This window comes from Vreelandella rituensis, from assembly GCF_003336665.1.
In the GTDB taxonomy this organism is placed as follows: Bacteria; Pseudomonadota; Gammaproteobacteria; order Pseudomonadales; family Halomonadaceae; genus Vreelandella; species Vreelandella rituensis.
Window position 1 is genome coordinate 35,747 of record NZ_QPIJ01000009.1, and the last position, 23,051, is coordinate 58,797.

The 23,051-nt window shown below is 58.0% G+C and carries 25 protein-coding genes; 14 read left to right on the forward strand and 11 right to left on the reverse strand.

Annotated elements, in window-relative coordinates; translation table 11 throughout:
* The first annotated feature begins 53 nt into the window (after positions 1-53).
* Together DU506_RS06010 and DU506_RS06015 are read left to right on the forward strand one after the other, a co-directional pair.
* The gene (locus DU506_RS06010; protein ID WP_114486034.1) at positions 54-725 is read left to right on the forward strand and encodes a DUF1007 family protein; all 672 of its coding nucleotides are present in this window, start codon (positions 54-56) and stop codon (positions 723-725) included.
* Positions 716-1,729, forward strand: a complete 1,014-nt coding sequence (locus tag DU506_RS06015; RefSeq protein WP_114486035.1) for a nickel/cobalt transporter — start codon at positions 716-718, stop codon at positions 1,727-1,729. The genes DU506_RS06010 and DU506_RS06015 overlap by 10 nt, the downstream gene beginning before the upstream one ends.
* Here DU506_RS06015 and DU506_RS06020 read toward each other — a convergent pair.
* Positions 1,717-2,151, reverse strand: a complete 435-nt coding sequence (locus tag DU506_RS06020) for an HIT domain-containing protein (RefSeq protein WP_114486036.1) — start codon at positions 2,149-2,151, stop codon at positions 1,717-1,719. The two genes, DU506_RS06015 and DU506_RS06020, sit on opposite strands and share 13 nt — an antisense overlap.
* Positions 2,152-2,319: 168 nt before the next feature.
* Here DU506_RS06020 and DU506_RS06025 point away from each other — a divergent pair, with 168 nt between their 5' ends.
* The gene (locus DU506_RS06025) at positions 2,320-2,451 is read left to right on the forward strand and encodes an entericidin A/B family lipoprotein (protein ID WP_114486037.1); all 132 of its coding nucleotides are present in this window, start codon (positions 2,320-2,322) and stop codon (positions 2,449-2,451) included.
* 102 nt (positions 2,452-2,553) lie between these two features.
* Here the strand turns inward: DU506_RS06025 and DU506_RS06030 are convergent, their stop codons facing one another.
* The 8 genes from DU506_RS06030 to DU506_RS06065 form a co-directional block, all read right to left on the reverse strand.
* Positions 2,554-3,558: an ion transporter gene (locus DU506_RS06030; RefSeq protein WP_114486038.1), complete on the reverse strand. Its 1,005-nt coding sequence runs from the start codon at positions 3,556-3,558 to the stop codon at positions 2,554-2,556.
* Positions 3,559-3,629: 71 nt separating this feature from the next.
* Positions 3,630-4,037, reverse strand: a complete 408-nt coding sequence (locus DU506_RS06035; protein WP_181870705.1) for a DUF1622 domain-containing protein — start codon at positions 4,035-4,037, stop codon at positions 3,630-3,632.
* 147 nt (positions 4,038-4,184) lie between these two features.
* Complete coding sequence (locus DU506_RS06040) at positions 4,185-4,667, reverse strand: acyl-CoA thioesterase (protein ID WP_422822313.1); 483 nt, start codon at positions 4,665-4,667, stop codon at positions 4,185-4,187.
* 144 nt (positions 4,668-4,811) lie between these two features.
* Entirely contained in the window at positions 4,812-6,122 is a 1,311-nt protein-coding gene (locus tag DU506_RS06045) for a short-chain fatty acid transporter (protein ID WP_114486041.1), read from the reverse strand.
* A 160-nt stretch (positions 6,123-6,282) separates the two neighbouring features.
* Positions 6,283-7,602 carry an MATE family efflux transporter gene (locus DU506_RS06050; protein ID WP_114486090.1) on the reverse strand — a complete coding sequence of 440 codons (1,320 nt, stop codon included), beginning with the start codon at positions 7,600-7,602 and terminating at the stop codon, positions 6,283-6,285.
* A 96-nt stretch (positions 7,603-7,698) separates the two neighbouring features.
* Positions 7,699-7,947: a YfhL family 4Fe-4S dicluster ferredoxin gene (locus DU506_RS06055; protein WP_114486042.1), complete on the reverse strand. Its 249-nt coding sequence runs from the start codon at positions 7,945-7,947 to the stop codon at positions 7,699-7,701.
* A gap of 74 nt (positions 7,948-8,021) precedes the next feature.
* Positions 8,022-8,501, reverse strand: coding sequence for a pantetheine-phosphate adenylyltransferase (gene coaD / locus DU506_RS06060; RefSeq protein ID WP_114486043.1), 480 nt, complete (start codon positions 8,499-8,501; stop codon positions 8,022-8,024).
* Positions 8,498-10,387, reverse strand: coding sequence for a beta-ketoacyl synthase (locus tag DU506_RS06065; RefSeq protein WP_114486044.1), 1,890 nt, complete (start codon positions 10,385-10,387; stop codon positions 8,498-8,500). The genes coaD and DU506_RS06065 overlap by 4 nt, the downstream gene beginning before the upstream one ends.
* Before the next feature lie 202 nt (positions 10,388-10,589).
* Here DU506_RS06065 and trmB point away from each other — a divergent pair, with 202 nt between their 5' ends.
* The 6 genes from trmB to DU506_RS06095 all read left to right on the forward strand — a co-directional run bounded on the left by trmB (position 10,590) and on the right by DU506_RS06095 (position 17,516).
* The gene (trmB, locus tag DU506_RS06070; RefSeq protein ID WP_114486045.1) at positions 10,590-11,273 is read left to right on the forward strand and encodes a tRNA (guanine(46)-N(7))-methyltransferase TrmB; all 684 of its coding nucleotides are present in this window, start codon (positions 10,590-10,592) and stop codon (positions 11,271-11,273) included.
* Positions 11,255-11,584: a DMT family transporter gene (locus DU506_RS06075; protein WP_114486046.1), complete on the forward strand. Its 330-nt coding sequence runs from the start codon at positions 11,255-11,257 to the stop codon at positions 11,582-11,584. The genes trmB and DU506_RS06075 overlap by 19 nt, the downstream gene beginning before the upstream one ends.
* 62 nt (positions 11,585-11,646) lie before the next feature.
* Positions 11,647-13,080 carry a D-alanyl-D-alanine carboxypeptidase/D-alanyl-D-alanine endopeptidase gene (gene dacB, locus DU506_RS06080; protein WP_114486091.1) on the forward strand — a complete coding sequence of 478 codons (1,434 nt, stop codon included), beginning with the start codon at positions 11,647-11,649 and terminating at the stop codon, positions 13,078-13,080.
* Positions 13,081-13,124: 44 nt separating this feature from the next.
* Positions 13,125-13,496 (forward strand): diacylglycerol kinase, encoded by a 372-nt coding sequence (locus DU506_RS06085; protein ID WP_114486047.1) that lies wholly within the window; start codon positions 13,125-13,127, stop codon positions 13,494-13,496.
* 56 nt (positions 13,497-13,552) lie between these two features.
* Positions 13,553-16,522, forward strand: a complete 2,970-nt coding sequence (glnE, locus tag DU506_RS06090; RefSeq protein ID WP_114486048.1) for a bifunctional [glutamate--ammonia ligase]-adenylyl-L-tyrosine phosphorylase/[glutamate--ammonia-ligase] adenylyltransferase — start codon at positions 13,553-13,555, stop codon at positions 16,520-16,522.
* Between the two features lie 100 nt (positions 16,523-16,622).
* Positions 16,623-17,516: an AEC family transporter gene (locus DU506_RS06095; protein ID WP_114486049.1), complete on the forward strand. Its 894-nt coding sequence runs from the start codon at positions 16,623-16,625 to the stop codon at positions 17,514-17,516.
* Positions 17,517-17,520: 4 nt separating this feature from the next.
* Here DU506_RS06095 and DU506_RS06100 read toward each other — a convergent pair whose 3' ends face one another.
* Positions 17,521-17,910 (reverse strand): hypothetical protein, encoded by a 390-nt coding sequence (locus DU506_RS06100; protein ID WP_114486050.1) that lies wholly within the window; start codon positions 17,908-17,910, stop codon positions 17,521-17,523.
* A gap of 147 nt (positions 17,911-18,057) precedes the next feature.
* On the opposite strand from DU506_RS06100, the gene DU506_RS21605 reads away from it, so the two are divergent.
* A complete protein-coding gene (locus DU506_RS21605) occupies positions 18,058-18,204 on the forward strand; it encodes a hypothetical protein (RefSeq protein ID WP_181870706.1) in 147 nt (48 codons plus the stop codon).
* A 22-nt stretch (positions 18,205-18,226) separates the two neighbouring features.
* Here the strand turns inward: DU506_RS21605 and DU506_RS06105 are convergent, their stop codons facing one another.
* Positions 18,227-19,498 carry a GGDEF domain-containing protein gene (locus DU506_RS06105; protein WP_235825456.1) on the reverse strand — a complete coding sequence of 424 codons (1,272 nt, stop codon included), beginning with the start codon at positions 19,496-19,498 and terminating at the stop codon, positions 18,227-18,229.
* 236 nt (positions 19,499-19,734) lie between these two features.
* Between DU506_RS06105 and DU506_RS06110 the strand changes: the two genes are divergently transcribed.
* From DU506_RS06110 to DU506_RS06125, 4 genes are all read left to right on the forward strand, one after another.
* Positions 19,735-21,027 carry an MFS transporter gene (locus tag DU506_RS06110; protein ID WP_114486093.1) on the forward strand — a complete coding sequence of 431 codons (1,293 nt, stop codon included), beginning with the start codon at positions 19,735-19,737 and terminating at the stop codon, positions 21,025-21,027.
* Positions 21,028-21,049: 22 nt separating this feature from the next.
* Positions 21,050-21,577: a retropepsin-like aspartic protease family protein gene (locus DU506_RS06115; RefSeq protein WP_114486051.1), complete on the forward strand. Its 528-nt coding sequence runs from the start codon at positions 21,050-21,052 to the stop codon at positions 21,575-21,577.
* A gap of 68 nt (positions 21,578-21,645) precedes the next feature.
* Positions 21,646-21,825, forward strand: coding sequence for a PLDc N-terminal domain-containing protein (locus DU506_RS06120; RefSeq protein ID WP_114486052.1), 180 nt, complete (start codon positions 21,646-21,648; stop codon positions 21,823-21,825).
* Positions 21,826-21,968: 143 nt separating this feature from the next.
* Positions 21,969-23,048, forward strand: a complete 1,080-nt coding sequence (locus tag DU506_RS06125; RefSeq protein WP_114486053.1) for a patatin-like phospholipase family protein — start codon at positions 21,969-21,971, stop codon at positions 23,046-23,048.
* The last annotated feature ends 3 nt before the right edge of the window (positions 23,049-23,051 follow it).

The following is a 23,051-nucleotide window of genomic DNA, read 5'->3' on the forward strand; positions in this document are numbered from 1 at the left end:
TTTATCGCTGAACGAGATTAACTAACAAACAACCAGGTGAGGCTGATCGTAAGATGAGGCTAACAAGATATTTGCGTGCCGGTGGGTGGAAAGGCGCTGCGTTATTGCTGTTGGGCATGCTGAGCGCCAATGTAAGCGCTCACCCTCATGGGTGGATAGACCTGAGCGTGCGGGTGATGACCGATGAGCAAGGCCGGGTGGAAGGGCTGCGTCAAACCTGGCGGATGGACCCTTTTTATAGCCTGGTGGTACTCGAAGAACTCCAGCAGGTAGAAGGAGAGAGCCTGGATGTCGCCCTGGATCAACTCGGGCATGAGATTCGCGATAATCTGGCGAACCAGGGCTACTTCACAGAGGTTTATCTCAATGACGAGCGACAAGGGTTGGGTGAGGTCACCGATTATACCGTGATGGAGCGCGACGGGCGGGTTAGTTTCATGTTCATCCTGCCGTTACAGACGCCGCAGCTTCTGACAGGAGGCATTCTGCGCTATCAGGTGTTTGACCCGAGCTATTACCTGGAAGTGGTGCATGAAGCCGATCAAGGTGAACCGTTGGAGAGCGCCTTGGTCCTGAGCAGTGAACAGGAGTGTCGGCTAGATATTCTTCCCGCCGACCCTGATCCGGAACGCGTCATGAAGGCAGCCATGCTGGATGTCGATGAGCAGGCGACACCGGGGCTGGGGCGCCACTTTGCGGAAACCGGCGAGGTGGCATGTCCGTGAACCGTCATCAGACTATCGTGCTCATCGGCCTGGTGGCTGTCCTGGGAACGCTGGTTTATTGGGTGACCCAAGGCGGTTTTCAGACGTTCAGTTATCAGCTTCTGGCTTGGCAGCGTGAACTTCACCGTGGCTTGACGTTGGCTATCACCGAGCTTTCTCGGGAGCCTTCAAGCACGGCCTGGACGGCGCTGTTGGGAGTAAGCTTCGGCTATGGCGTCTTTCATGCGGCAGGGCCGGGGCACGGCAAGGCAGTGCTGGCGACATACCTGGCCACGCATGGCGGTGCGGTGCGCAGAGCGCTGGGGTTGTCGTTCGCTGCTTCCATGCTTCAGGGAATCACCGCCATCGCGCTGGTGATGGTGCTGGTACATGGGCTTGGCTGGGTGACACGACAGGCCATGGGAAGTGTCGTTTGGGTCGAGCAGGGGAGTTTTCTGTTGGTGGCGGGGCTTGGCTTGTGGTTATGCTGGCGTGCGGTCAGGCAATTGCGTCGGGCCTATCCCCGCTCAGCTGATATTGACGACCACGACCACGACCACGACCACGACCACGACCACGACCATAGCCACTGCTGTGGCGGTGCACACCATATCGAGCCTTCTCAGGCGCTGGACTGGCGTACCGCCCTGATGACGGTGGGTGCCATCGGCATGCGGCCTTGCTCGGGTGGGGTGCTGATGCTGGGGGCGGCAAGTTTGCTGGGGCAGTTTGCGGTTGGAGTCGCGGCGGTGCTGGTCATGTCCCTGGGTACTGCCCTGACCGTTTCCGCCCTGGCATTAGCCAGTGTGGTGGCGCGTGGCTGGGCACAACGGCGCCTGGCACGTCAGAGCAGCCAGCAAGGCATTCAGCGGGTCACCGGCTGGGTCGCTCTGAGTGGTGGATTACTGATTGCAGCCTTGGGAGTTTCCTTGAGCGTTGCGGGCGTCACGCAACCCGCCGGTGGGTCCTTGCTCAATGAGCCGCCGGCCCGCACCAGCAACCCGCTTAGCGGTCAGGCCGGCTGAGAGTCGAGGTTCAGTCCTTCGATCTGGGCCAGTAGATGGTCGCGCATGGCGGCCAGCCCGCTCTTGCCGTAAGGCTCTGCGCTACCCTGCCCCCATACCGGGGCGGGCCAGGCAACGTCATCCTTGCGCCGTATGACCACATGCACATGCAGTTGCTCGACGATATTGCCCAGGGTGGCGATATTGAGTTTATCCCCGTGACAATCAGCTTTCATGGCTTCGCCGATGGTGGTGGCTTCACGCCACAGCTGGCGCTGATCCTCTTCGCAAAGCTCGAAGACTTCCCTGACACCGGGGCGCCGGGGTACTAGGATTATCCATGGAAAGCGGGCGTCATCCATCAGTAATACCCGACACAGCGGAAGCTCGGTTACGGGGAATGTATCAGCTTGCAGGCGTTCATCCAGCTCCAGATCGTTCATGGGCGGCTCCTTGGCGCGAGAAGATGGTTTTCATCATAGCAGGCTTGCCGCAGCACGGGAGTAGGCTGGATAAAAGCCGTTGAGAAAGCTAAGCAAAACCGCTAAATGCTGTTACGCTGAAGCACATAAGTTTCCTTATGTCTTGATCTATCGTTAAGGAGAATCACAATGAAAAAGCTACTCGCAGTGAGTTTTATCCTATTGTTGTCCGCCGGTGTTCTGACAGGCTGCAACACCATTGCAGGGGCGGGACAGGATGTACAGGAAGGAGGAAGAGCCGTGGAAGAAGCGGCCGAGTAACACTGCCTGCTTGGCATGACTGATTAGAAGAAAAGACGGGGTAAGCAGAAATGCTTACCCCTTTGCATTGTGCGCCGTCGTGGCTAGCCGCAAGGCCTGGCCTCAGTCGTAGCGTTCCTTCCAGCGCTGGCGGCGAACCTGATCCTTGAGCATTTCCAGTATCTCAATCATCACCTGTTCGGACACCTGTGCGCTATGGTCATCGACCCGCAGCCAGGTGTCGAAGCCGCTATCCGCCACGCGTTCGACAAGGGTGTTGAACTCGCGAGAATGAATCCCGAGCGCTATTTCATCGACCAACCTGCGGGCAATGCCGCTCAGCGATTCATTCATTGCCTGGGTGATCTGATGTCCCATGGGCAAGCGATTCAGACGCTGAATTTCCGGGCTCTCCCGCAGGGTGCGACCGACCACTTCAGTGATGTAAACCATGATATTCTGGCGATTGCGCTGATAGGTGCCACCCACCATATCTTCAAGTCGCTGGGCAATTTCATGGATGAGCTGCTGTTTGTGTGGCATCACCACACGTTCGATGAGCTGTTCGGTAAGGGAGTCACTGGCTTGCACCTGATGTTTCACATCGTCGAGCAGGCGCAGGGCGATACGGTCGGAAAGTTCTTCCAGCAGTACCTCGTAATACTTGGCCAGAAAGGCGTAAATGCCCCACTTTTCGACGTGAATCCATCCCAAGCGCTGTAAGCGATAGAGCAGTGATACCACCCGCAGAATACGCAGTAGGCGAAAGCCGCTCAAAGGGATGCAGCCCAGGACGTCGTACCAGTAAACAAAGGGGTAAAAAAACCAGCGGTGATAGCGTCGTTCGGCAATGGCAACCGCCCAGCCCAGCAACACGTCGGCAACGAAAATAGCCACAAATGCTAAGTCGATACGCATGAAGTTGGCATGAATGTTTTGAGCATAGAAGGCATGGAAATCAGGCGCCAAGCGTTCCAGCCCATTGCTCACGTAATCCAGTAAAAATAATGAATCAAACAGGAGTAGGCTCAGGTTGATCACGACCGCGGCCATGATCATTACATCCCAGGTGAGATGTAGATATTCCACACTCTTAGGGAGCTTACGTGAGGTGGCTGAAGCCGTCATGGATGCTTCTCGTCTAGGTAGTGGGAAGCTTCGTGGGCAGAGCAAGGCGAGTGGTTAACTGCCATTGGGCATTACTCCTGATGATTCTGATGAATGCTGGAAGGCTTATTGCCGTCGTAGGGAGCCGGTTTGGTTTTGCTGGCGTGCCACGGCAACTGGCCTTCTATCTCGATATGCAGGGTGAAAGCCAGGAAGGCACGCACTAGAACGACCGCAGCCAGCGTAGCCACTTGCGAACCGGTATTGGCGATGATTACCGTCTTGATTAGATCGCCTGCGATCAGAAAGTCCAGGCCTATCAGAAGCGACCTTCCCACTGCATGGCGATAGCCAAGATAAGCCTGGTGGGTACTGCCTTCCACTTTGGGGTTTCGCAGGAAACGGTAAGTGGCGAAAATAAAACCGGCCACGATAACCACTACCCCGGCGGCCTCTACGCCCAAGGCAACGAAGTCGATAATGGTGATGAACTGCTCCATGCATGCCTCGCCTTTGAGTGATCGGAAACGCTCATTCCACAGCATGGCGATGTTTGCGGTATTCAGCAAAATATCCGGCCGCAGCCGGAATGATCAATGTCACTTCAACGACTGCACGTTTCAGGCGCTAGCGTTTATGCAGAAGGCTTACTCCTTGGCAAGACGCTGCGTTTCATAATGCTGTTCATGCGTGCGACGGGCCTCTATCTCGGCCTGCTTGCGCAGCTTCTTGCGTAGGGCGGCCTTGTCGAAACGTAGCTTTTGCAGTGATGTTTCCAGTTTGAGCGGGGAAACTTCAGCGGGAGTACCATTCTCATCCACAGCGACCATGCTCAAATAGCAGCTGTTGGTATGGCGTATCACCTTGTTGCGAATGTCTTCAGCAAGCACCTTGATACCGATTTCCATCGACGAGCGCCCGACATGGTTGACCGACGCGAGAAAGGTGACCAGTTCACCAACGTGAATCGGTTGTTTGAACAGCACCTGGTCCACCGAAAGGGTGACCACATAACTGCCCGAATAGCGGCTAGCGCAGGCGTAGGCAACTTCGTCGAGTTTCTTGAGAATGGCGCCACCATGCACCTTGCCGCTGAAATTAGCCATGTCCGGCGTCATCAATACAGTCATGCTCAGTTCGTGCTGGCGTGGGAGGTCATTATTATACACGGCCATGGGCTCCAGGCGTGAGGGGGGTGACTGTTCAGACTTTCAGCAAAACGCTCGTCCAAGGTTACAACACCTGGGACGAGCGTAAACATGCAAAGGCGAAATTTAGAACCAAGTCAGGCCGACACTGATAATCGCCCCGGTGATGAACAGTTGAATCAGACAGAAGCCCATGATGTCCTTGGCCTTGAGCCCGGCAATGGCAAGTACCGGCAGTGCCCAGAAAGGCTGAAGCAGATTGGTCCAGGCATCGCCCCAAGCCACCGCCATGGCGATGCGGGGGATGTCAGCCCCCAAGGCTTCAGCGGCGGGGAGCATAACCGGGGCTTGCACTGCCCACTGGCCGCCACCAGAAGGCACGAACAGATTGACGATCCCTGCACTCAAGAACGACCAGAACGGCAGTGACGTCTCGGTGGCGAAGGAAATCAGCCATTCCGACATGCTCTGGGCCAAGCCGGATTGAATCATGATCGCCATGATGCCGGCGTAAAAAGGGAACTGGATGACGATGCCGGCACCGCCCTTGATCGCCTCGTTGAGACTATTGAGCAGGCTGCGTGGGGTACGGTGCAGCACAAGAGCCAGGAACAGGAAGAGAAAATTGACGATGTTCAAGTTCAAGCCGCCGCCACGCAACAGGAAATGGTCGAGCAGGAACAAGAGCCCCGGTATCCCGATCATCCATGCCAACGGCACGCTGTTCTCAAGCTTTTCCGCCGGGCGTGTGGCGCGTCCCGGGGCTTCGATCTGGTCGTCGAGGAGCTTGGGGTCGATATAGACGCTATCTTTCTCGTCGGGCAGCATCATCCGGTTCACCAGGGGGATGGCGATGAACAGGCACACCACAATGGCCAGATTGAAGAAGGCGAAGATGGTCGAACCGGTACCGATAATGCCGATCTGGTCGGCGGTGAAGTGGCCTTCGGTCGCAATCACCAGCGGAATGGAACCTGCAAGCCCGCCATGCCACACCACGAAGCCGGAATAGGCGCTCGCCACCAGTAGACGATAATCCACACGTACCAGGCGAGCCAGTTCCTTGGCGAACAGGGCGCCCACCACCAGACCGAACCCCCAGTTGATCCAGCTGGCGGTCAGCGAGACCAGCGTCACCAGCAAGATGGCGTTACCTGCATTGGTGGCCTTGCCGGCAATGCGCTGAAGAATACGCTTGATCGGCGGGGAGCTGGCAAGCATGAAGCCGGTGATCAGTACCAGCAACATCTGCATCGAGAAGGTCAGGAGATTCCAGAAACCGTCACCCCAAAAACGCAACACCGCCAATGGGGTTTGACGCTCGACGGCGATCGCTGCCACGGCGGCAACCAAGGTGAGTAACAACACGAAGATATAAGGGTCGGGCAAGTAGCGTTCCACCAACTTGACCGCGGGTTTCGAGATCATTTTAAGCATGAAATGCTCACTTTTATTGGGTTATAGAAGACGTGCCGCTAATATACGGATGATCAGAGGGTTTTTCATCTGGTTAGCGGAGGGCTTCAGGGTAGCTGATGACATGCTCGACTAACGTTAGCTCAGTTTTCAGAACTCTCCCATACCCCAGCTTCAACGCTTATCGGGACTGCCAGCGCGAACGTCGATAACGCAGGTAGTAACTCACCAGTACTGCTGAGCGCACCAGCGTGAAAAGTGTGAAGGCGAGCCATAAACCGTGATTGCCAAGGCCTGCGGTAAGCCACCAGGCTGGCAGGTAGACTGCCAGTCCGATGAAGATACTGTTACGCATTTCACGTACGGCGGTCGTGCCGATGAACACTCCGTCGAGTAAGTAGCTCAATACCGCAATCAGCGGCATGGCCACCATCCAGGGCAAGTAAATGGCTGCTGTGGCGCGGACTTCGGGCAAGCCGGTGAGCAAGGCAATCAGTGCGTTGCCTCCTAGGGCGAAGGTGATGGAGGCTCCGGCTGCCGTGAGTAGCGAAAAGCGTGCCGCCGCGCGCACGGTAATCGAAAACTCTTCCCAGTGACGGCGGCCGTAGGCACGACCGACCAGCGACTCCGCTGCATGGGCAAAGCCATCCAGCGCATAGGAAGTGAGCATGATGAACTGCATCAACACCGCATTGGCTGCCAGGATGGTATCGCCCTGGCTTGCCCCCTGAGCGGTGAAGAACGCCATGGCGAACAGAAGCCCCAGGGTGCGCACGAAGAGGTTGGCATTGACCTGAAAAAGCTCTCGGTAAGCTGATAAGCGGGCGAGACGTTCGCGCAGAAACCGCCCCTCCAGCCGCTTGAGCCGGCTAATGATCAACCAGCCACCGGCTGCCAGCGCTGTATAGTCGGCGATAACGCTGGCCCAGGCCACGCCGTTGCTGGTCATGCCCAGCCCGACCACGAATAGCAGGTCGAGAAGAATGTTCACGCTGTTGGTGAGTACCAGCAGAATCAATATCACCCGGGAGTTCTGCTGCCCCAGAAACCAGCCTATGATCGCATAATTGGCCAGCACCGCGGGTGCTGAAAAAAGACGGATTTGCGCATAATCGTGCGCCAGGGTGGTAGCGGTTTCACTGCCGCCCAGCAGCCACAGCCCCAGCTGGATCAGGGGCTGCGAAAAGACGATCAACAGCACCCCGATAATGCCCGCCAGCAGTAACGACTGCCCCAGCAGATTACGTACATCGCTATCGCTTTCGCGGCCCATCGCCTGGGCCACCAGGCCCGTGGTCCCCATGCGCAAAAAGCCAAATCCCCAGTAAAGAAAGCTGAACAGGGTCGCGCCCAGGGTAACTCCGGCCAGGTAACTTGAATCCGGTAAATGGCCGACCACGGCGGTATCCACCAGCCCTAACAGGGGCACGGTAATGTTGGAGATGATGATCGGCCAGGCCAGCGTCCAGATGCGAGGGCGGGAAGAAGTGGTTACCGGCAAGGCAATGTCTCGTCTGGCGAAGGGAAACAAAAAAACGCCCCGTTGGCAGGCGGGGCGTCAGCACTGAGCTTTCTACAGGCCCATATTTACAAGAATTCAGGCCGCGGTGATGCGGTTATATTTTTGCATCAGTTGGTCACGGTCTTCCGGGCGGTTCGGGTCGAGCGGGATGCAGTCTACGGGGCAGACCTGCTGACACTGCGGTTCATCGTAATGGCCGACACATTCCGTACACAGGTTGGGATCGATCACATAGATCTCCTCCCCGGCGGAAATGGCATCGTTGGGGCATTCCGGTTCGCAGACGTCGCAGTTGATGCACTCGTCGGTGATCATCAGGGCCATGGGCATACCTCGCGAATGGCTGGCGTGACACAGTCGGCAAATAGCCGAGTGTTTTGGTCAGGTAAGGGCAACAGTCACGTAGTGTAGTGGTTACGCAGCGCTTGTGCGACCTGAGGATGCACCAGAGAGCCGATATCGCCGCCGAGCTTGGAGATTTCACGCACCAGCGTCGAGGAAATGTAGGAATTCTCCACCGCCGGTGTGAGAAACACGCTTTCCAGCTCCGGGTTCTGGGCGCGGTTCATGTTGGCCAGTTGCAACTCATATTCAAAATCCGAGGTGGCGCGCAAGCCACGCAGGATGATGGTGGCATCCTGATCCTTCATCAAGGTGGTCAGCAGGCCGGAAAAACCGATGACTTCCACATTGGGCAAGTCGGCACATACCGTTCTTGCCAGCTCGATGCGAGTGTCTAATGAGAGCGTCGGGCTTTTTCCGGGGCTTGCGGCAATCGCCACCACTACCTTGTCCCACATGCGGGCGGCCCGCTCTATCAAGTCGAAATGGCCATGCGTAATGGGGTCGAAAGTGCCGGGATAGACCGCGGTATTCATGAATTTTCGCCTCCTTCATCGTCAACATGGCCAAAGGGGTTGGGTACCTTGAGAGACACAGAATGGGCGTAGCCTGGAATCGTGATGCTGTCGGCGTGAACGGTAAGTTCGGGACCTTCAAGCACGGCTTCGCCGAACTGATAGCGGGGCTGGTAGTGACCCCGGTCAGCTTGCTCCAGATAGGCCTGGGCCTGCTCGCGGACGGCTTCACGTCGTGACTTCCATGCCGCTAGTGCCTGGCTGCCATGACGTTGCAGCAGCAGTTTTTCGGTCACCTGAGGCGAGAGCACCACGCCGGTGGCATTGTTGCCGCCAAAGCCCTTGGCATTGATGAAGGCGGCATCCGCCGTGAAACGTTGCGGTTCAGCAAACAAACGCAGACGTTCGCCATGAACATCGTCGGCCACGGCATCCAGGGTGGGAATGCCGGGAAGCAGGCCATGAGCGAAACTGCCCAAGGCACTGGTCAGCTGATCGCCTGCTGCCGAACCTTGCGAGTGGCCGACAAACGCCTTGACCGCCACCAGCGGCCAGTCGAACAGCCCGTTGGCGCGTGCCACCTGGTCGAAGACATGCGATTCGGTGGTGCGGTTCTTCGGCGTGCTGGTGCCGTGGGCATGCACAAAGGTGCGTTCCCGCAAGGCTTTTTCTCCCAGGATGTCGCGTACCAGAGAGGCGGCCTTGCCCAAGGTAATGTAATTACCGATACCCGGTGCGGAGATCGAGCGCTTGTAGCCATCGGCATTGACGAAGACATCCGGCACCGAGCCCAGGATATCGGCACCGATTTCCATGGCCAGGCTGTCATCCATCAGTAATACAAATTGGCTAGCCTCAGCCATGGTGAAGCCACAGTTGCGAGCGAAAGGGCGGCAGGCGCGCTGGTAGTCGCTGTCGGTCAGCAGGGACAACGCATCCAGCGCTTTCAGGCTGGCATCGTCGGCCAAGGCTCCCATGGCGCGAAAGCCTTCGATGATTTCCGGAGTGATCGGTGCATCCGCGGTGCCCACCATGACCACGCGACGCCGGCCGGCACGAATATCGTCGATTCCCAGGCGCAGGTTATACAGAAAGCTGGCGCAGGCACCCAAGGCTGCACCGGTACCGCCAACACTGCCCAGCACATAGGCATTGAGAAAATCGGCGGGCATCTGGCCGTAACCCAGCGGCATTTGCTTGGAGGTGGCGCGATTACCACTCACGAGGCTCTTGAGCAGGCCGCCCCAGCCTTGGTCATCCATCTGGCCGATGGAATTGCCGGCGTATACCGCGATCAGGTCCGGGTCGAGGCGTTGGCGCAAGCTCTCCCAGTGAAGACCGCTGGCGCCCAGGCAGTCACTGGCAGCGAATATCGCCATGGACAGTCCACGTGGGTGGTGCACGCTGCGATAAAGGCCGGCGGGATCAAAACCGCTCGGCAGTTGTGCCGCGGTGGACACCTTGGACGTCTGGGCATCCGGCAGCAGTACATCCAGGCTTCCGGCTGGCACCGTGACTTCTACCTGACGGGCATCCAGGGGGTGTACTTCCCAGCTAGGCGGAATATGCTCGGGCAATTGGCGTCTGGACAGGCGAAAACGCATGGGGGCATCGAGCCCCATGCTGGCCTGTCGGTTGGTCGCCAAGCCCGGTGTCTGAAAGCGCTTGTCTTCATTGCGGCGTACCAGTGTATGGTTGAGTACCTGGTCGCGAAACTGCTCCGAAGGCGCCTCGACGCGGTTGCCCGAGGCGTCTTGCCAGCCAGTTTCAGTTGCCTTCACTAGACGCATCAGGGCAGCCAGGCCGTCTAGCGTCTGGCGCTGTTGGTCAGCGGGAAGGGCATCAAGCACGGTGCGGCGAAAGGCCTGGTGGCCCGAGGTTCTGCCGGCGGGATTGATGCCGCCCATGCCGACAATCACCGGTAAGTGTGACAAGCCGGGTTCCTCGTTGAACGGTGGTTAAATGACTGTTTTTCTCGGCGCAGCACCCGTAGTCGCTACGTGGTTATCAGTATCAGGCCTGTGATGATAGCACCGGCGATGTAACGGCGTCATGCCGCAACGGCGCGAGACTGATAGAATCCGGGCTTTACATCGCCAAGAGGCCGGGATGCAACACAATTCACGCCAGGTAGTGTCCAATCAAGCTGGGCCGCATCAGGACTTGCCGCGCCGCGTCAGTCGCGCCCTGGCCCATCCGATGCAAAAACCGATTGCCGAGCATACCCGCCAGGGGTTTGCCTTGGCCGAACAATGGTACGCGCAGCGACATGAACTGCCGCTGATAGTGGATGCCGGGTGTGGGGTGGGCGTGTCGACACGGCACCTGGCGCAGCAATTTCCCGATCATGCGGTAATCGGCGTGGACCGCAGCGCCGACCGTCTGAGCCGTGAACATGGCCATTTGCCCTCCAACGCCTTGTTGGTCAGGGCCGACTTGGTGGATTTCTGGCGTCTTCTGTACCAGGCCGAATGGCCGCTTGCCTACCATTACCTGCTGTACCCCAACCCTTACCCCAAAGCGGGACACCTGAAGATGCGCTGGCATGGGCACCCGGTATTTCCCACGCTCCTGGCGCTGGGCGGACGCCTGGAACTGCGCTCCAACTGGCAGATTTACGTGGAAGAGTTTGCCCAGGCGGTTACCCAGGTAACCGGCAAGGCGGCCACCATTGAACGGTTTTACCCGGAGGATGATTATCTGACACCCTTTGAAGCCAAATACAACCAGAGTGGCCAGGCATTGTGGCGCTCAGTAGTGGAGCTGGAGCGAAAATGGCCTTTGTTTACCTGATCCTGGCGATCATCGCGGAAGTTGTCGCCACCAGTGCGCTAAAGGCCTCGTCGGGGTTTACCCAGCCGATGCCTACCCTAGTCGTCGTCGTGGGCTATGGCCTAGCGTTTTATTTGTTGAGCCTGGTGCTGCGCAGCCTGCCGGTGGGGTTGGCCTATGCCATCTGGGCGGGACTGGGCATTGTGCTGGTGACAGTGGCGGGAATGGTAGTGTACGGCGAAAAGCCGGACCTGCCGGCGGTGATCGGCATTGGCTTTATTGTGGTGGGGGTGGTTACCCTGCAGCTGTTTTCCAACATGACAGTGCATTAGAAGGTGAAAGTAACGTGAAAATAATCAAGTGGGCTGCCGGTCGACTATCCCGCTGCACCCTGATGGCCGGTGGTGTGCTGGCCTTTTTGTTGGTCAGCCACAGCCTGCAAGCGGATTTTTCGCGGTTGGGCCAACTCAGCGAGAAGGGCTTTTCAATCAGTGCCGAAGCGCGTTTGCTGGGCGGGGGCGCTGTGCCGGATAAAATGCTGGGCCAAATCGATCCCCTGCGCCAGTTGTCGCCAGCCTCGGTGACCAAGGCTTACCTGGCGGCGGCGATGCTCGAGCGCTTCGGTCCGCAGCATCGGTTTACCTCACGTCTGGTGAGTAGCGGCGTGGTGGATGCCGATGGCGTTCTGCACGGCGACCTGGTGTTCGAAGGCGGCGGCGACCCGAACCTGACCACGGAAAATCTGTGGCGTCTGGTGCAGCGTTTGCAACAGACCGGCGTGCGCGATGTGAATGGCGCTCTGGTGATCAGCCAATGGCGTTTCGGCCCGGTTAACTGCCTGACCACCGATCGCTGCGAGGCGCAGTCGCGAGTGGATAATTCCTACAGTGCGCTGTTGTCTTCGGCGGGGGTCAATTACGGTAACTGGTGTATCAATGTGGCACCGGCCGGCACACCGGGGGAGCTCGCAAGGGTCACCAGTTGCGATAGCCCGGTGCCGCTCACGCGGATCGACAATCGCGTGGTGACCCGACCGGACAACAGCGGTACAGAGCTCAATGCCGAACGAATCAGCAGCGAGAGCGGGGATGTGATGAGGGTGAGCGGCCAGATTTCCACCAACGCCCATCCAAGGGACATCTACCGGGCGGCGAGTGACCCCGCCCTGCAGACTGCCCAGACCCTTGTCGCCATGCTGCAACAGGCAGGAATAAGGCTGGTCGCACCTGCGCGTATCACCACTGAACCGCCGCCGGGTAATGCCACCAGCCTGGCAGTGGTGGAAGGCTTGCCACTGCAGGAGTTACTGCTGCGTACCATGAATTATTCCAATAATTTCATGGCCGATGTGCTGGCGCTTTCTCTGGTGGAGACACCCCGAGCAGAACTGAATCAGGCCGGGGCGGCCTTGGAAACCTTCGCGGCAAGCCTGCCGGGGCATGGGCCGCTGGAGTTGCTCAGTGGCAGCGGGCTGACCACGGAAAACCGTACCTCCGCCCATGGCATCAATGTCATGCTCGAAAACATGTTTTATCAAGGGGCGCTGTTTCCCAGCTTCGTGGCGGCGTTTCAGTCGCCTTCCAACGGGGTGATGCGCTTTATCCGACGCGGCCCTGAGGTGTTCCAGAATAATGTCATGCTCAAGACCGGTACCTTGAACCAGCCGGTGGCAGTGCGCGCGGTGGGGGGCTATTTCCGTACCGTTTCAGGACGTTGGGGTGTGTTCAGCGTGCTGGTCAATGGGACTGGTTCGACACCGTACCTGAACTGGTCGCTTGTGCTCGACCCGCTGTCTCACGATCTTGAGACGTTTATCCTGTCACATTAATCTGACAGGAAGACGCTTTTCAGCCGCTCGCACAAGGATCATTCATGAAACCCAGAAATACCGGTTGGCGCCATCTGGTCAAGTCGACGCATTATTCACTCAGGGGGTTAAACGCCGCTTTTCGCCACGAAACCGCTTTTCGTCAGGAAATCGGCATTTGCTTGCTGTTGTTGCCACTGGCGTGGTGGGTAGGCGAGGATCCAGTAAGCTGGATTCTGTTGATTGGCAGCGCGGTGCTGGTACTGATTGTGGAACTGCTCAATAGTGCCATTGAAAGCGTGGTGGATCGTATCGGTATCGAGCATCATGAACTTTCCGGGCGGGCCAAGGACATCAGCTCCGCGGCGGTGATGCTGGCGCTGCTACTGGCGGGACTGGTCTGGTTGTTGCTATTGGGCCAGAAGATGTGGGGCTGAGAAGCACCGGCTGCTTTCTCCATCGTTTCGTTGACTGTTGAATTCGTGAGGTACACATGGGCTTTGCCGAAGATTTTCTGCCACGGGATGAGATTCCCACTCCGCTGCAAGAGCCGCTAGCCCAAGCCTGGCAACGTTTGCAGGAGTCGTTGGAGCAGGCGGACAATCTGGCCTCCATTAATAAACAGGAGCTACCGTCGGAAAGCTGGCAGGCATTGAGTAACAGCCGTCGCCGGGCGCTGGCGCGGGTGGTGAGCATCTCCACGTTTGCCCTGGATACCCTGGCGCGTTACCCGAACTGGCTTGCCGAGCTGGATGCCGTGGGTGAGCTGGATGAGGCGCCCGCCGCCGATACCCTGCGCCAATGGCTCGACGAAACGCTGGAAGGCGCTGCCGATGAAGAAGCCATGCACAAGGTGGTTCGTCAGTTTCGCCGGGCGCGCATGCTGGGTATCGTCTGGCGTGATCTCAATCGCAAGCAAGGTATGGAGATGTGGGACACCGCGGCGGCGGTGTCACGCCTGGCCGAAGTGTGTCTGGATGCCGCCCTGGGTTGGCTGGAAGCGTTCCTGGCGCCACGCTGGGGATATCCTCAAGTGCGCAACGATGGCAGTTCTCAGCGCCTGGTTATATTGGGAATGGGCAAGTTGGGCGCCGGTGAGCTCAACCTTTCCTCGGACATTGATCTGATCTTCGCCTTCCCCGAAAAAGGCGAGACCCAAGGCGGTCGCAAGTCATTGGATCATCAGGAATATTTTACCAAACTGGGCCAGCGCCTGATTACCGCCCTGGATGCGGTAACGGCGGACGGTTTTGCCTTTCGTGTGGACATGCGCCTGCGCCCGCTGGGCGATGGCGGCCCTCTGGTGGGTAGCTTCGCCATGCTCTCGAGCTACTATCAGGACCAGGGCCGTGAATGGGAGCGTTACGCCATGCTCAAGGCGCGCCCGGTGGCCGGTGACCGTGACGCCGGAGCGGAACTCCTGGCCGGCTTGAGACCCTTCGTCTACCGCAAGTACCTGGACTTCGGAGCGATCGAATCGCTGCGTGAACTCAAGGGCATGATCAACCGTGAAGTTCGGCGGCGCGGCATGCAAAGCAATATCAAGCTCGGCCCGGGCGGCATTCGCGAAGTTGAATTCGTGGTGCAGGCCTTCCAGTTGATTCGTGGCGGACGCGACACCGAACTTCAGGTCACCTCCCTGAAAACGGCACTCAAACGTCTCCCGGCCCTGGGCTTGTTGCCGCAAGAGGTCGTGGATGAGTTATTGCCGGATTACGCTTTTCTGCGCGATCTGGAACATGCCATCCAGGCACTCGAAGACCGCCAGACCCAAACCTTGCCGGTGGAGGAGCATGATCGCGAACGCGTGGCGCTGGCCCTTGACCATGATGGCTGGCCGTCGCTGATGGCTCAGCTCGACGAGGTGCGCGAGCGGGTGCGTGGCCATTTCGATGCGGTGATCGCCGACCCGGAAGATGATATCGACGATACCGGCGCGAGCGGTGAAGGCCTGAGTCTGGCCCAATGGCGCCTGGTGTGGCGGGGGGAGCTGGACCAGGAGGAAGCCCAGGCGCTGCTGGCACAGGCTGGGTTCGAAGATCCCGCCAAGTCGCTCAAACGCCTGCACGGGCTCTATCATTCGCGCCAGGTACAGAGCATGCAGCGTATCGGCTTTGAACGCCTGGATGCGTTGATGCCGTTGCTGTTGGATGCATTGTCCGAAAGCCAGATTCCCGACCTGGCTCTGGCACGGGTGCTGCCGCTGATAGAAGCGGTATTACGCCGCACCGCCTATCTGGCACTGCTGCGGGAAAACCCCCAGGCACTCGAGCATTTGATGCACCTGTGCGGCCCCAGCCCCTGGATTGCCGAGCAATTGGCACGCTACCCCCTGCTGCTGGATGAATTGCTGACGCCGGAAACGCTTTACACCCCGGCGGACAAGACGCGGCTGGCCGATGAATTGCGCCAATCGCTCAATCGCATTCCCGAAGACGATGAAGAGGCCCAGCTGGAGGCGCTGCGCGTGTTCAAGCATGCTCAGGTGCTGCACGTGGCCGCGTCCGATATCGCCGGCACCCGCCATCTGATGAAAGTCAGCGATTACCTGACCTATATCGCGGAAGTGATTCTGGACGCCGTCCTGGCCATGGCCTGGAAGAACGTCACCCGCAAGTACGGAACGCCCGAGGGTCTGGCGGCGGTGGGCGAGCCGGCTTTTCTGATCGTGGGCTACGGTAAGTTGGGGGGAATCGAGCTGGGGTATCGCTCCGATCTGGACCTGGTGTTTCTGCACGACAGCGACGGCAAGGGCAGCACCGACGGCCCCCGGTCGATCGATACGCCGGTCTTTTTCACCCGGCTTGGGCAGCGCATCATTCATCTTTTAACCGCCGTCACCCCGGCGGGAAGCCTGTATGAAGTGGACATGCGGTTGCGGCCTTCGGGCAACGCCGGGCTACTGGTGACATCTCTGGATGGGTTTATCGACTACCAGCGCCAGCATGCCTGGACCTGGGAACATCAGGCGCTGGTACGTGCCCGGGTGGTGGCGGGAGACCCGGCCCTGGCCGAGCGTTTCTCGGCGCTGCGTGGCGATATTCTGGCGCAGGCGCGGGATGAAAAGACGCTCCGCGACGAGGTGGTCAAGATGCGCCACAAGATGCGGGAACATCTGGCCGGCAAACAAGACGGCGATACCTTCGATCTCAAGCATGACCCGGGCGGCATGGTGGATATCGAGTTTCTCTGCCAGTACGCCGTGCTTTCCCTTGCTCACGAAACACCGGCGCTGCTGAACTACAGCGACAACAGCCGAATTCTGGAAACCTTGGCTGAGGCCGGCCACCTGAGCGATGACGAAGCCAAGCGGCTGCGCGAGGCTTATCTGGCCTATCGCAGCCGCGTTCACCGCGCGGCCTTGACCGGGGAGCCCGCCAAGGGCAGCAAACGGGACTTCGAGGAGCACCGTCAAGCGGTCATCACCTTATGGCAACGTTTTCTCGAACCTGACGCTGCCTGAGCGTCAATCAACCGGCGTTCTTCGTGAGCCGACAAGGATTTCTCAGCATGGGTGATAGACAGCCGCGACCCGCCATCTGCGTGGGCCGCAGGGTGATGGCATGATCGGACATATTCTGACTACCTTGCTGCCGGTGTTCCTGATCGCCGGCTGCGGCGTTCTGTATGGCCGCTTTCGTACCCCCGATATTCGCAGCCTCAACACCCTCAATATGGAGCTGTTCGTTCCGTTGCTGGTATTTGCGGTGCTGGCTGACCGTCAGGCGCCGCTGGCAGATTATGCCTGGTTGGCGACGGCGGCCATGGTCGTGGTGCTGGGCGCGGGGCTTGTGCTATGGCCGCTGGTCAAATGGCTGAAGCTCGACCCCAAGGTGTTTTTGCCCCCGATGATGTTCAATAATGCGGGCAACATGGGAGTGCCGCTGTTGGTGCTGGCATTCGGCCCGGAGGCGCTGCCTGCGGCGATAGTGGTGTTCATCGTGGAAATGCTGCTGCATTTTTCGGTGGGGCTCTACATGCTCAACCCTCGCACATCCCTGTGGCGACTGCTGCGCATGCCGATCGTGTTTTCGAGCATGGCGGGATTGGGGGTGAACTTCAGCGGTTTGCCGTTACCCGCCTGGTTGCTGGAAGCCATGCACATGCTGGGTGGGGTATGTATTCCGTTAATGCTGTTTGCGCTTGGCGTGCGGCTGCTGGAGATTGATTTCAGTGATTGGCGTGCCGGCCTACTGGGGGCGCTGTTGTGCCCACTTTCCGGCCTGGTGATTGCGTTGCCGTTAATCTGGCTATTGCCGCTGAACCCTCTCCAGACGGCGGTTCTGCTGGTATTTTCCGCACTGCCCCCGGCGGTACTCAATTACCTTATTGCCGAACAGTACCACCTCTCGCCGCAAAAGGTGGCCTCGCTGGTGCTGATCGGTAACTTGGGTAGTCTGGTGGTGATGCCATTGACCCTGGCGGCAGTGTTCACCTGGGTGTACGCACCCGGATGAGAGGTCAGCGCGAGGAGTCTTTGGGGTTGTCTTTCACCTCGTAACTACCTTCGAGTACGTCCTGCGAGCCTGAACGGTTCGCATAGTAGGTCGATGTTTCGTAGGTGGATGTTTCGTATTCAGAGGTAATATCTTCGGCCTGGTTGGCCCGCATCTGCTCCAGGCGCTTTTTCAGCCGATAACGCACCAAGGGCATCATCGCCCAGCCAACCAGCAGAAAGAATAATCCCAGGATAACGCCGACGATCATCAATGCACCGAGAACCAACCAGATAAGCAGCAGCTTGAGGCTATCCATGATCCCGTTAGGGCGAGTCCGGCGGGTCCGTGCCCGCCATTGACTGGCTGCCTGCCAGGCGGCGTTGTTTCGCGGGTCTCGATTGATATGAGACATTGCGCTACTCCGTAAATGAAATCTCAACCCATTCGAACATACTGTGGGTGGCGAGTTCACTTTTACGCTGTATATCATGTCAAGAGGTGCACAATGCGGTCTCGGCGTTTCAACAAATAAGGTCTTCAGCATGGACGACAAAGCCTCATGAGTCAGCAGTCTCGCCAAGGTGCCACGCGACGCCGATCGCGATGGGTCACCTTTGATCGTTGGCTGGACCGGGTCGTCTCGGTTGCCGTGATAACCGCACTGGTCTTCGGGTTGGCAGCGGTGGCTGCTCATTGGCTGCTATAAGCTTCAGGTGCGTAAGCCGGTTTTACCGCACATTCTCTGCTGCACCGGCCTCGATGCGATTACGTCCAAGACGCTTGGCTTGATAAAGCCGTTGGCCGGCGCATTCAAGTAGCACTTCCGGCGTAGTGGGCGCCATCGGGGACAAACTGGCCAACCCCATGCTCACGGTCAAGTGATGATGGACAGGCGAGTAGGCATGAGGGATCGCCAGGTTCATGATGGCGCGCTGCAATTGCTGGGCGACACGTGTTGCACCTTGCTTATCCGTGCCAGGTAGCACACAGGCGAATTTCTCCCCATTATAACGTGCCACCAGATCTTTTGAACGAGCCACATGGTCCGTCAAGGTGTGGGCGACCGCACGCAAGGTATCGTCGCCCATTACATGCCCGTAGTCGTCGTTGAACTGCTTGAAATAGTCGATATCGATAAAAATGACCGATATCGGCTCTCCAGTGCGTTGAGCATGGGAAAATTGCTGGGAGTAAAAGGTATTGAATCGACGCCGGTTGGCGATACCGGTCAATCCGTCCGTGGTGGAAACCTGTTGCAGCTGGTCGCGCTGCTCCAGGGCGCGCTGAGAGGCGTGCAGCAAGGTGTCCAGGCTTTCGACCAAGCGGCCGATTTCATCGTAACGGTGATGGGGCAAGTTGGGTTTTGGCCATTTCTCAGGCTGATGGGGGTCGGTATTGATGACTGACTCATATACCTTGAGGAGCGATCGCGTAATGAAAAAATGGAACCCGACCACCACCACCAAGGCCAACGCCACGGCTTCGAGCAGGCTGATTAGCAATATCTCTAGCCCGCGCTCGACAAATTGGCGGCTCAGGCTATCCGGTGCCAGCAATAGCTCGACTTCGCCCACCTGAGTCAGTGAATTGTCGTCCAGTTCGTACTCCAATGATTCGATATAGTGCAATATGTCGCCGAATAACCATTGGCTCAGCCAGCCGTTACCGATAGGTGCACTGCGGGAGACCTGGTGTTCCGCCAAGGGGCGGCCGAACTCATCGCGCAATACCACCCTGGCCACATGTTCACCATTGAACAGGCCGCGTACCACCCGGTCGGCAAGGTCGTTGTTTGACTGAAAGGCGGCTTCCACCGCAACGGCATCGACCAACTCGAGTTTTTGACGATTGTCCCGCTGAATGTCGTGACGCATCTTTTCTGCATAACTGGCCAGTTCCATCAGCCCCACCAACAGGCTGATGCCGGTGGCCAGTAACACTGTCACTACTGCCTGCTTGATGGTGAGACTGCCCGGCCGAGGCGATCGTGGAGAGTGCACGGTGGAAATCTCCTGAGGTTGTGCCGCCCTTGACGCAATAAGACAAACTTAGTCCACGGCAGCTAGCCTGTCATCTTGATGTGTCCTTATGTTGCCCGATGTTTTCTTCGTGGCGCCTTCAAACCCCAAGCTGTTAGGCTCTGCGCTTGCCCCCTGAGAGACTACTTATCGTGTCATTGGTAAAGCCGCCTTCCCTTCCGCGCCGGACCTCACGCCGTGAAATTTTCGGCTGGGCAATGTTCGACTTTGCCAACCAGGCGTATACGCTGCTGATCATTACCGTGGTGTTCGGCGAGTTATTCACCACGGTGATCGTGGGTGAGCGTGGCGATAACTATCGCTTGGCGAACTTTCTGTGGAGTCTGGCGCTAGCGCTGAGTTCCTTGATGGTGGTGCTCACTGCGCCCTTGTGTGGCGCGGTGATGGATTATCGGGCCGAGAAAAAACGTTTCCTGTTCCTCAGCTACCTGGCTACCGTGGCTACCACGGCGATGCTGTATTTTGTCGCGCCGGGGTATGTGATGCTGGGATTCTTGCTGATCGTGCTGTCGAATTACGCCTATTCGATGGGAGAATCCTTCATCGCCTCATTTCTGCCGGACCTCGGTCCGCCCGAGGCAATGGGCAAAATTTCAGGGTTCGGTTGGGCGCTGGGCTACATTGGCGGGTTGTTTGCCGCAGGCTTCACCCTGGTGGCACTGGGTGAGACCACTGCCGAGAATTTCGAGCGCATCCGTTGGGTCGGGCCGTTTGCCGCCGGCTTCTTCCTGGTGACCGCCATTCCCACTTTCATGTGGCTCAAAGAGCGTGGTACGCCTCAACCGCCAGGCGTTCCCTACCGCGTGATCGCCAAGGCGCGGGTCAAGACGACCTTGGAAGATCTGCGCTATTTCCAGGATCTGGCAATATTTCTGGTGTCGCTGCTGTTCTCCATGGCGGGCATTTACATCATTATTTCCTTCGCGTTTATCTACGGTGCCCAGGTTATCCAGTGGGATGGTGCAATTCGCAACGTGATGTTCATTATCGTGCAGATTACCGCCGCCGCCGGAGCACTTGGCTTCGGCTGGATACAGGACCACCTGGGAGCCAAACTCACCTATCAGATCACCCTGGGATTATGGGTCAGCTCCATTCTGGCTATCTGGGCGACGCCACAACTCACCGTATTTTTGAATACTTACCTGGGTCTGACACTGGAAGCACAGCATGTGTTTCTGGTGGTGGGTTGCCTGGCGGGTACCAGCCTGGGGTCGAGCCAATCCGCCAGCCGCGTGCTGGTGGGGCTATTCACGCCCTTACCCAAGGCGGCGGAATTCTTTGGCTTTTGGGGCCTGGCCAACAAGCTGGCCAGTGTGTTCGGTATTGTCATGTTGGGCACGTTACAGGCGTTCATCGGTCTTCAAGCCTCCATCCTGTTATGTGCTGCTTTGTTTATTACGGCTATGTTGATATGTACGCAAGTGAATGAAACCCGAGGACGCCGGGCGGCCTGCGAATGGAAGCCACAGGAACTCCCTTCCACTTGAGACCCATTGAATGAGGTGAGCCATGTCCAATCGTAGGCTTCTCCGTAGCGGGCTGGGGATGATGCTGCTGTTCTGGGTGTTGCTGATGGGCGTGGGTACCTGGTGGCTGCAAGGCGGCCTGGAGGATATGTTTCGACCCAATGCTCAGTTGGTCAACGCGGCACCCGATAATGAGCCCGTCACTCTCAAGCGTAATCGGGCGGGACATTTTGTGGCCCCAGGGTATATCAATGGGGAGCCAGTAAGGTTTCTGCTCGATACCGGGGCCACTTATGTGGCGATACCGGCGTCGCTTGCCGAAGAGCTGGGGCTGAAATCCGGACGTAGTGCCTGGTTCAATACCGCCAATGGCCGCGTGGAGGGCTCCCTGACCGAGGTTGAAGAAATCGCCCTGGGAGGCATTCGATTGCGTAATGTAAAAGGTTCGATCAGCCCGGGCATGGAAGGCGATACCGTGCTGCTGGGGATGAGTTTTCTCAATCACCTGGCCATCGAAATTCGTGACGGAGAGATGTTGCTCAGCCCCCCAACCAGCAAATACATCCCTTGAGAAGTCTTCGACCTTGTGCTTAGCTGAGGGCTACTGATTACCACCCCGCTAAGGATAAGGAGATTATCATGGGCATTGAAGTTGGTGGGCTGCTAGGGCTGATTTGGCTGATCATCGTGATCTGGGCCGTCGTCAAGGTGGCAAAAAGCTCGGCCGGGGGTGTGGCCAAGGTTCTGTGGATTCTTGGCTTGCTGATTTTCCCGTTAGTCGGTTTGATCGTCTGGTTATTGTTCGGGCCCAAGGGATAGTCGTAAAAACGTAGCTTCTTTCAAGGGCAAGCCAGTGGCTTGCCCTTTTTTGTCCATGCGACACCGAGCTTTTTTGCCGATGCGACATCGAGAAAGAGGCCGCTTACACTGCAAGATCAATCTTGGGCTTGAGAGGAGCAATTATGCCAAACAACGATTGCAAGCGCATCGACCTGGCGTTGCAGGGTGGTGGCTCGCACGGAGCTCTGACCTGGGGAGTTCTGGACCGCCTGTTGGAAGATGAACGCCTGGAAATCGATGGTGTCAGCGGTACCAGTGCCGGGGCCATGAATGCGGTGGTGATGGCTTCCGGTCTGCATACGGGGGGGCGCGAGGGTGCGCGCGAAGCGCTGTATACGTTCTGGAAAGCCGTCAGCGACGCAGCGCGCTTTTCACCGATTCAGCGCAGCTTCTGGGATCGGTTGATGGGTAATGACAGCCTCGATTACTCACCCAGCTACCTGTTTTTCGAAAACCTGACCCAGCTGGTACCGCCGACCAAGCTTAATCCACTCAAGGTCAATCCTTTGCGTGATCTGGTGCTGGAGCAGGTCGATTTCGACCTGGTCAATGCCTGTCGCAAAATGAAGGTCTTCGTGACCGCCACCAACGTTCGCACCGGGCGGGCAAAGATCTTTCGCCAGCCTGAGCTGAGCGTGGATACCGTCATGGCCTCGGCTTGCTTGCCGTTCATGTTTCCGGCTGTCGAGATCGGTGGTGAAGCCTATTGGGATGGTGGGTATAGCGGTAATCCGGCGTTGTATCCGCTGGTTGATGACCAAGGGTGCCGCGACCTGGTGGTGGTGCAGGTCAACCCGCTGGTACGGCAGAAGCTGCCTGAGAGTTCGCGGGAAATACTTGACAGAATCAACGAAATAACCTTCAACTCAAGCCTGATAAAGGAGCTGCGCAGCATTCAGCTGTTACATCAATTGATCGATGCAGAAGGGCTGGAGCTGGAAAGCTATCGCTCGATGCGCTTGCACTTGATTCACGCCGAACAGGAGGTCGAGAAGCTCAGCGCTTCGAGCAAGATGAATGCCGAGTGGGGTTTTGTGTCTCGTCTGCATGCTCAGGGGCGTGCCTGGGCCGAGCGTTGGCTGAACACTCATTTCGATGCCCTCGGCAATCATTCGACCTTTGACCTGGATGTGTTGTTCGAGGACACTTTTCGCCCGGTTGCGATACCCGATGAGTCATCGGAGAAGGACGCTCGAAAGTGAGCG

Coding starts and splice junctions, on each gene's coding strand:
- DU506_RS06010 (WP_114486034.1), top strand. CDS start 54: ATGAGGCTAACAAGATATTTGCGTGCCGGTGGGTGGAAAGGCGCTGCG.
- DU506_RS06015 (WP_114486035.1), top strand. CDS start 716: ATGTCCGTGAACCGTCATCAGACTATCGTGCTCATCGGCCTGGTGGCT.
- DU506_RS06020 (WP_114486036.1), bottom strand. CDS start 2,151: ATGAACGATCTGGAGCTGGATGAACGCCTGCAAGCTGATACATTCCCC.
- DU506_RS06025 (WP_114486037.1), top strand. CDS start 2,320: ATGAAAAAGCTACTCGCAGTGAGTTTTATCCTATTGTTGTCCGCCGGT.
- DU506_RS06030 (WP_114486038.1), bottom strand. CDS start 3,558: ATGACGGCTTCAGCCACCTCACGTAAGCTCCCTAAGAGTGTGGAATAT.
- DU506_RS06035 (WP_181870705.1), bottom strand. CDS start 4,037: ATGGAGCAGTTCATCACCATTATCGACTTCGTTGCCTTGGGCGTAGAG.
- DU506_RS06040 (WP_422822313.1), bottom strand. CDS start 4,667: ATGACTGTATTGATGACGCCGGACATGGCTAATTTCAGCGGCAAGGTG.
- DU506_RS06045 (WP_114486041.1), bottom strand. CDS start 6,122: ATGCTTAAAATGATCTCGAAACCCGCGGTCAAGTTGGTGGAACGCTAC.
- DU506_RS06055 (WP_114486042.1), bottom strand. CDS start 7,947: ATGGCCCTGATGATCACCGACGAGTGCATCAACTGCGACGTCTGCGAA.
- coaD (WP_114486043.1), bottom strand. CDS start 8,501: ATGAATACCGCGGTCTATCCCGGCACTTTCGACCCCATTACGCATGGC.
- DU506_RS06065 (WP_114486044.1), bottom strand. CDS start 10,387: ATGGGCGGCATCAATCCCGCCGGCAGAACCTCGGGCCACCAGGCCTTT.
- trmB (WP_114486045.1), top strand. CDS start 10,590: ATGCAACACAATTCACGCCAGGTAGTGTCCAATCAAGCTGGGCCGCAT.
- DU506_RS06075 (WP_114486046.1), top strand. CDS start 11,255: ATGGCCTTTGTTTACCTGATCCTGGCGATCATCGCGGAAGTTGTCGCC.
- dacB (WP_114486091.1), top strand. CDS start 11,647: ATGGCCGGTGGTGTGCTGGCCTTTTTGTTGGTCAGCCACAGCCTGCAA.
- DU506_RS06085 (WP_114486047.1), top strand. CDS start 13,125: ATGAAACCCAGAAATACCGGTTGGCGCCATCTGGTCAAGTCGACGCAT.
- glnE (WP_114486048.1), top strand. CDS start 13,553: ATGGGCTTTGCCGAAGATTTTCTGCCACGGGATGAGATTCCCACTCCG.
- DU506_RS06095 (WP_114486049.1), top strand. CDS start 16,623: ATGATCGGACATATTCTGACTACCTTGCTGCCGGTGTTCCTGATCGCC.
- DU506_RS06100 (WP_114486050.1), bottom strand. CDS start 17,910: ATGTCTCATATCAATCGAGACCCGCGAAACAACGCCGCCTGGCAGGCA.
- DU506_RS21605 (WP_181870706.1), top strand. CDS start 18,058: ATGAGTCAGCAGTCTCGCCAAGGTGCCACGCGACGCCGATCGCGATGG.
- DU506_RS06110 (WP_114486093.1), top strand. CDS start 19,735: ATGTTCGACTTTGCCAACCAGGCGTATACGCTGCTGATCATTACCGTG.
- DU506_RS06115 (WP_114486051.1), top strand. CDS start 21,050: ATGTCCAATCGTAGGCTTCTCCGTAGCGGGCTGGGGATGATGCTGCTG.
- DU506_RS06120 (WP_114486052.1), top strand. CDS start 21,646: ATGGGCATTGAAGTTGGTGGGCTGCTAGGGCTGATTTGGCTGATCATC.
- DU506_RS06125 (WP_114486053.1), top strand. CDS start 21,969: ATGCCAAACAACGATTGCAAGCGCATCGACCTGGCGTTGCAGGGTGGT.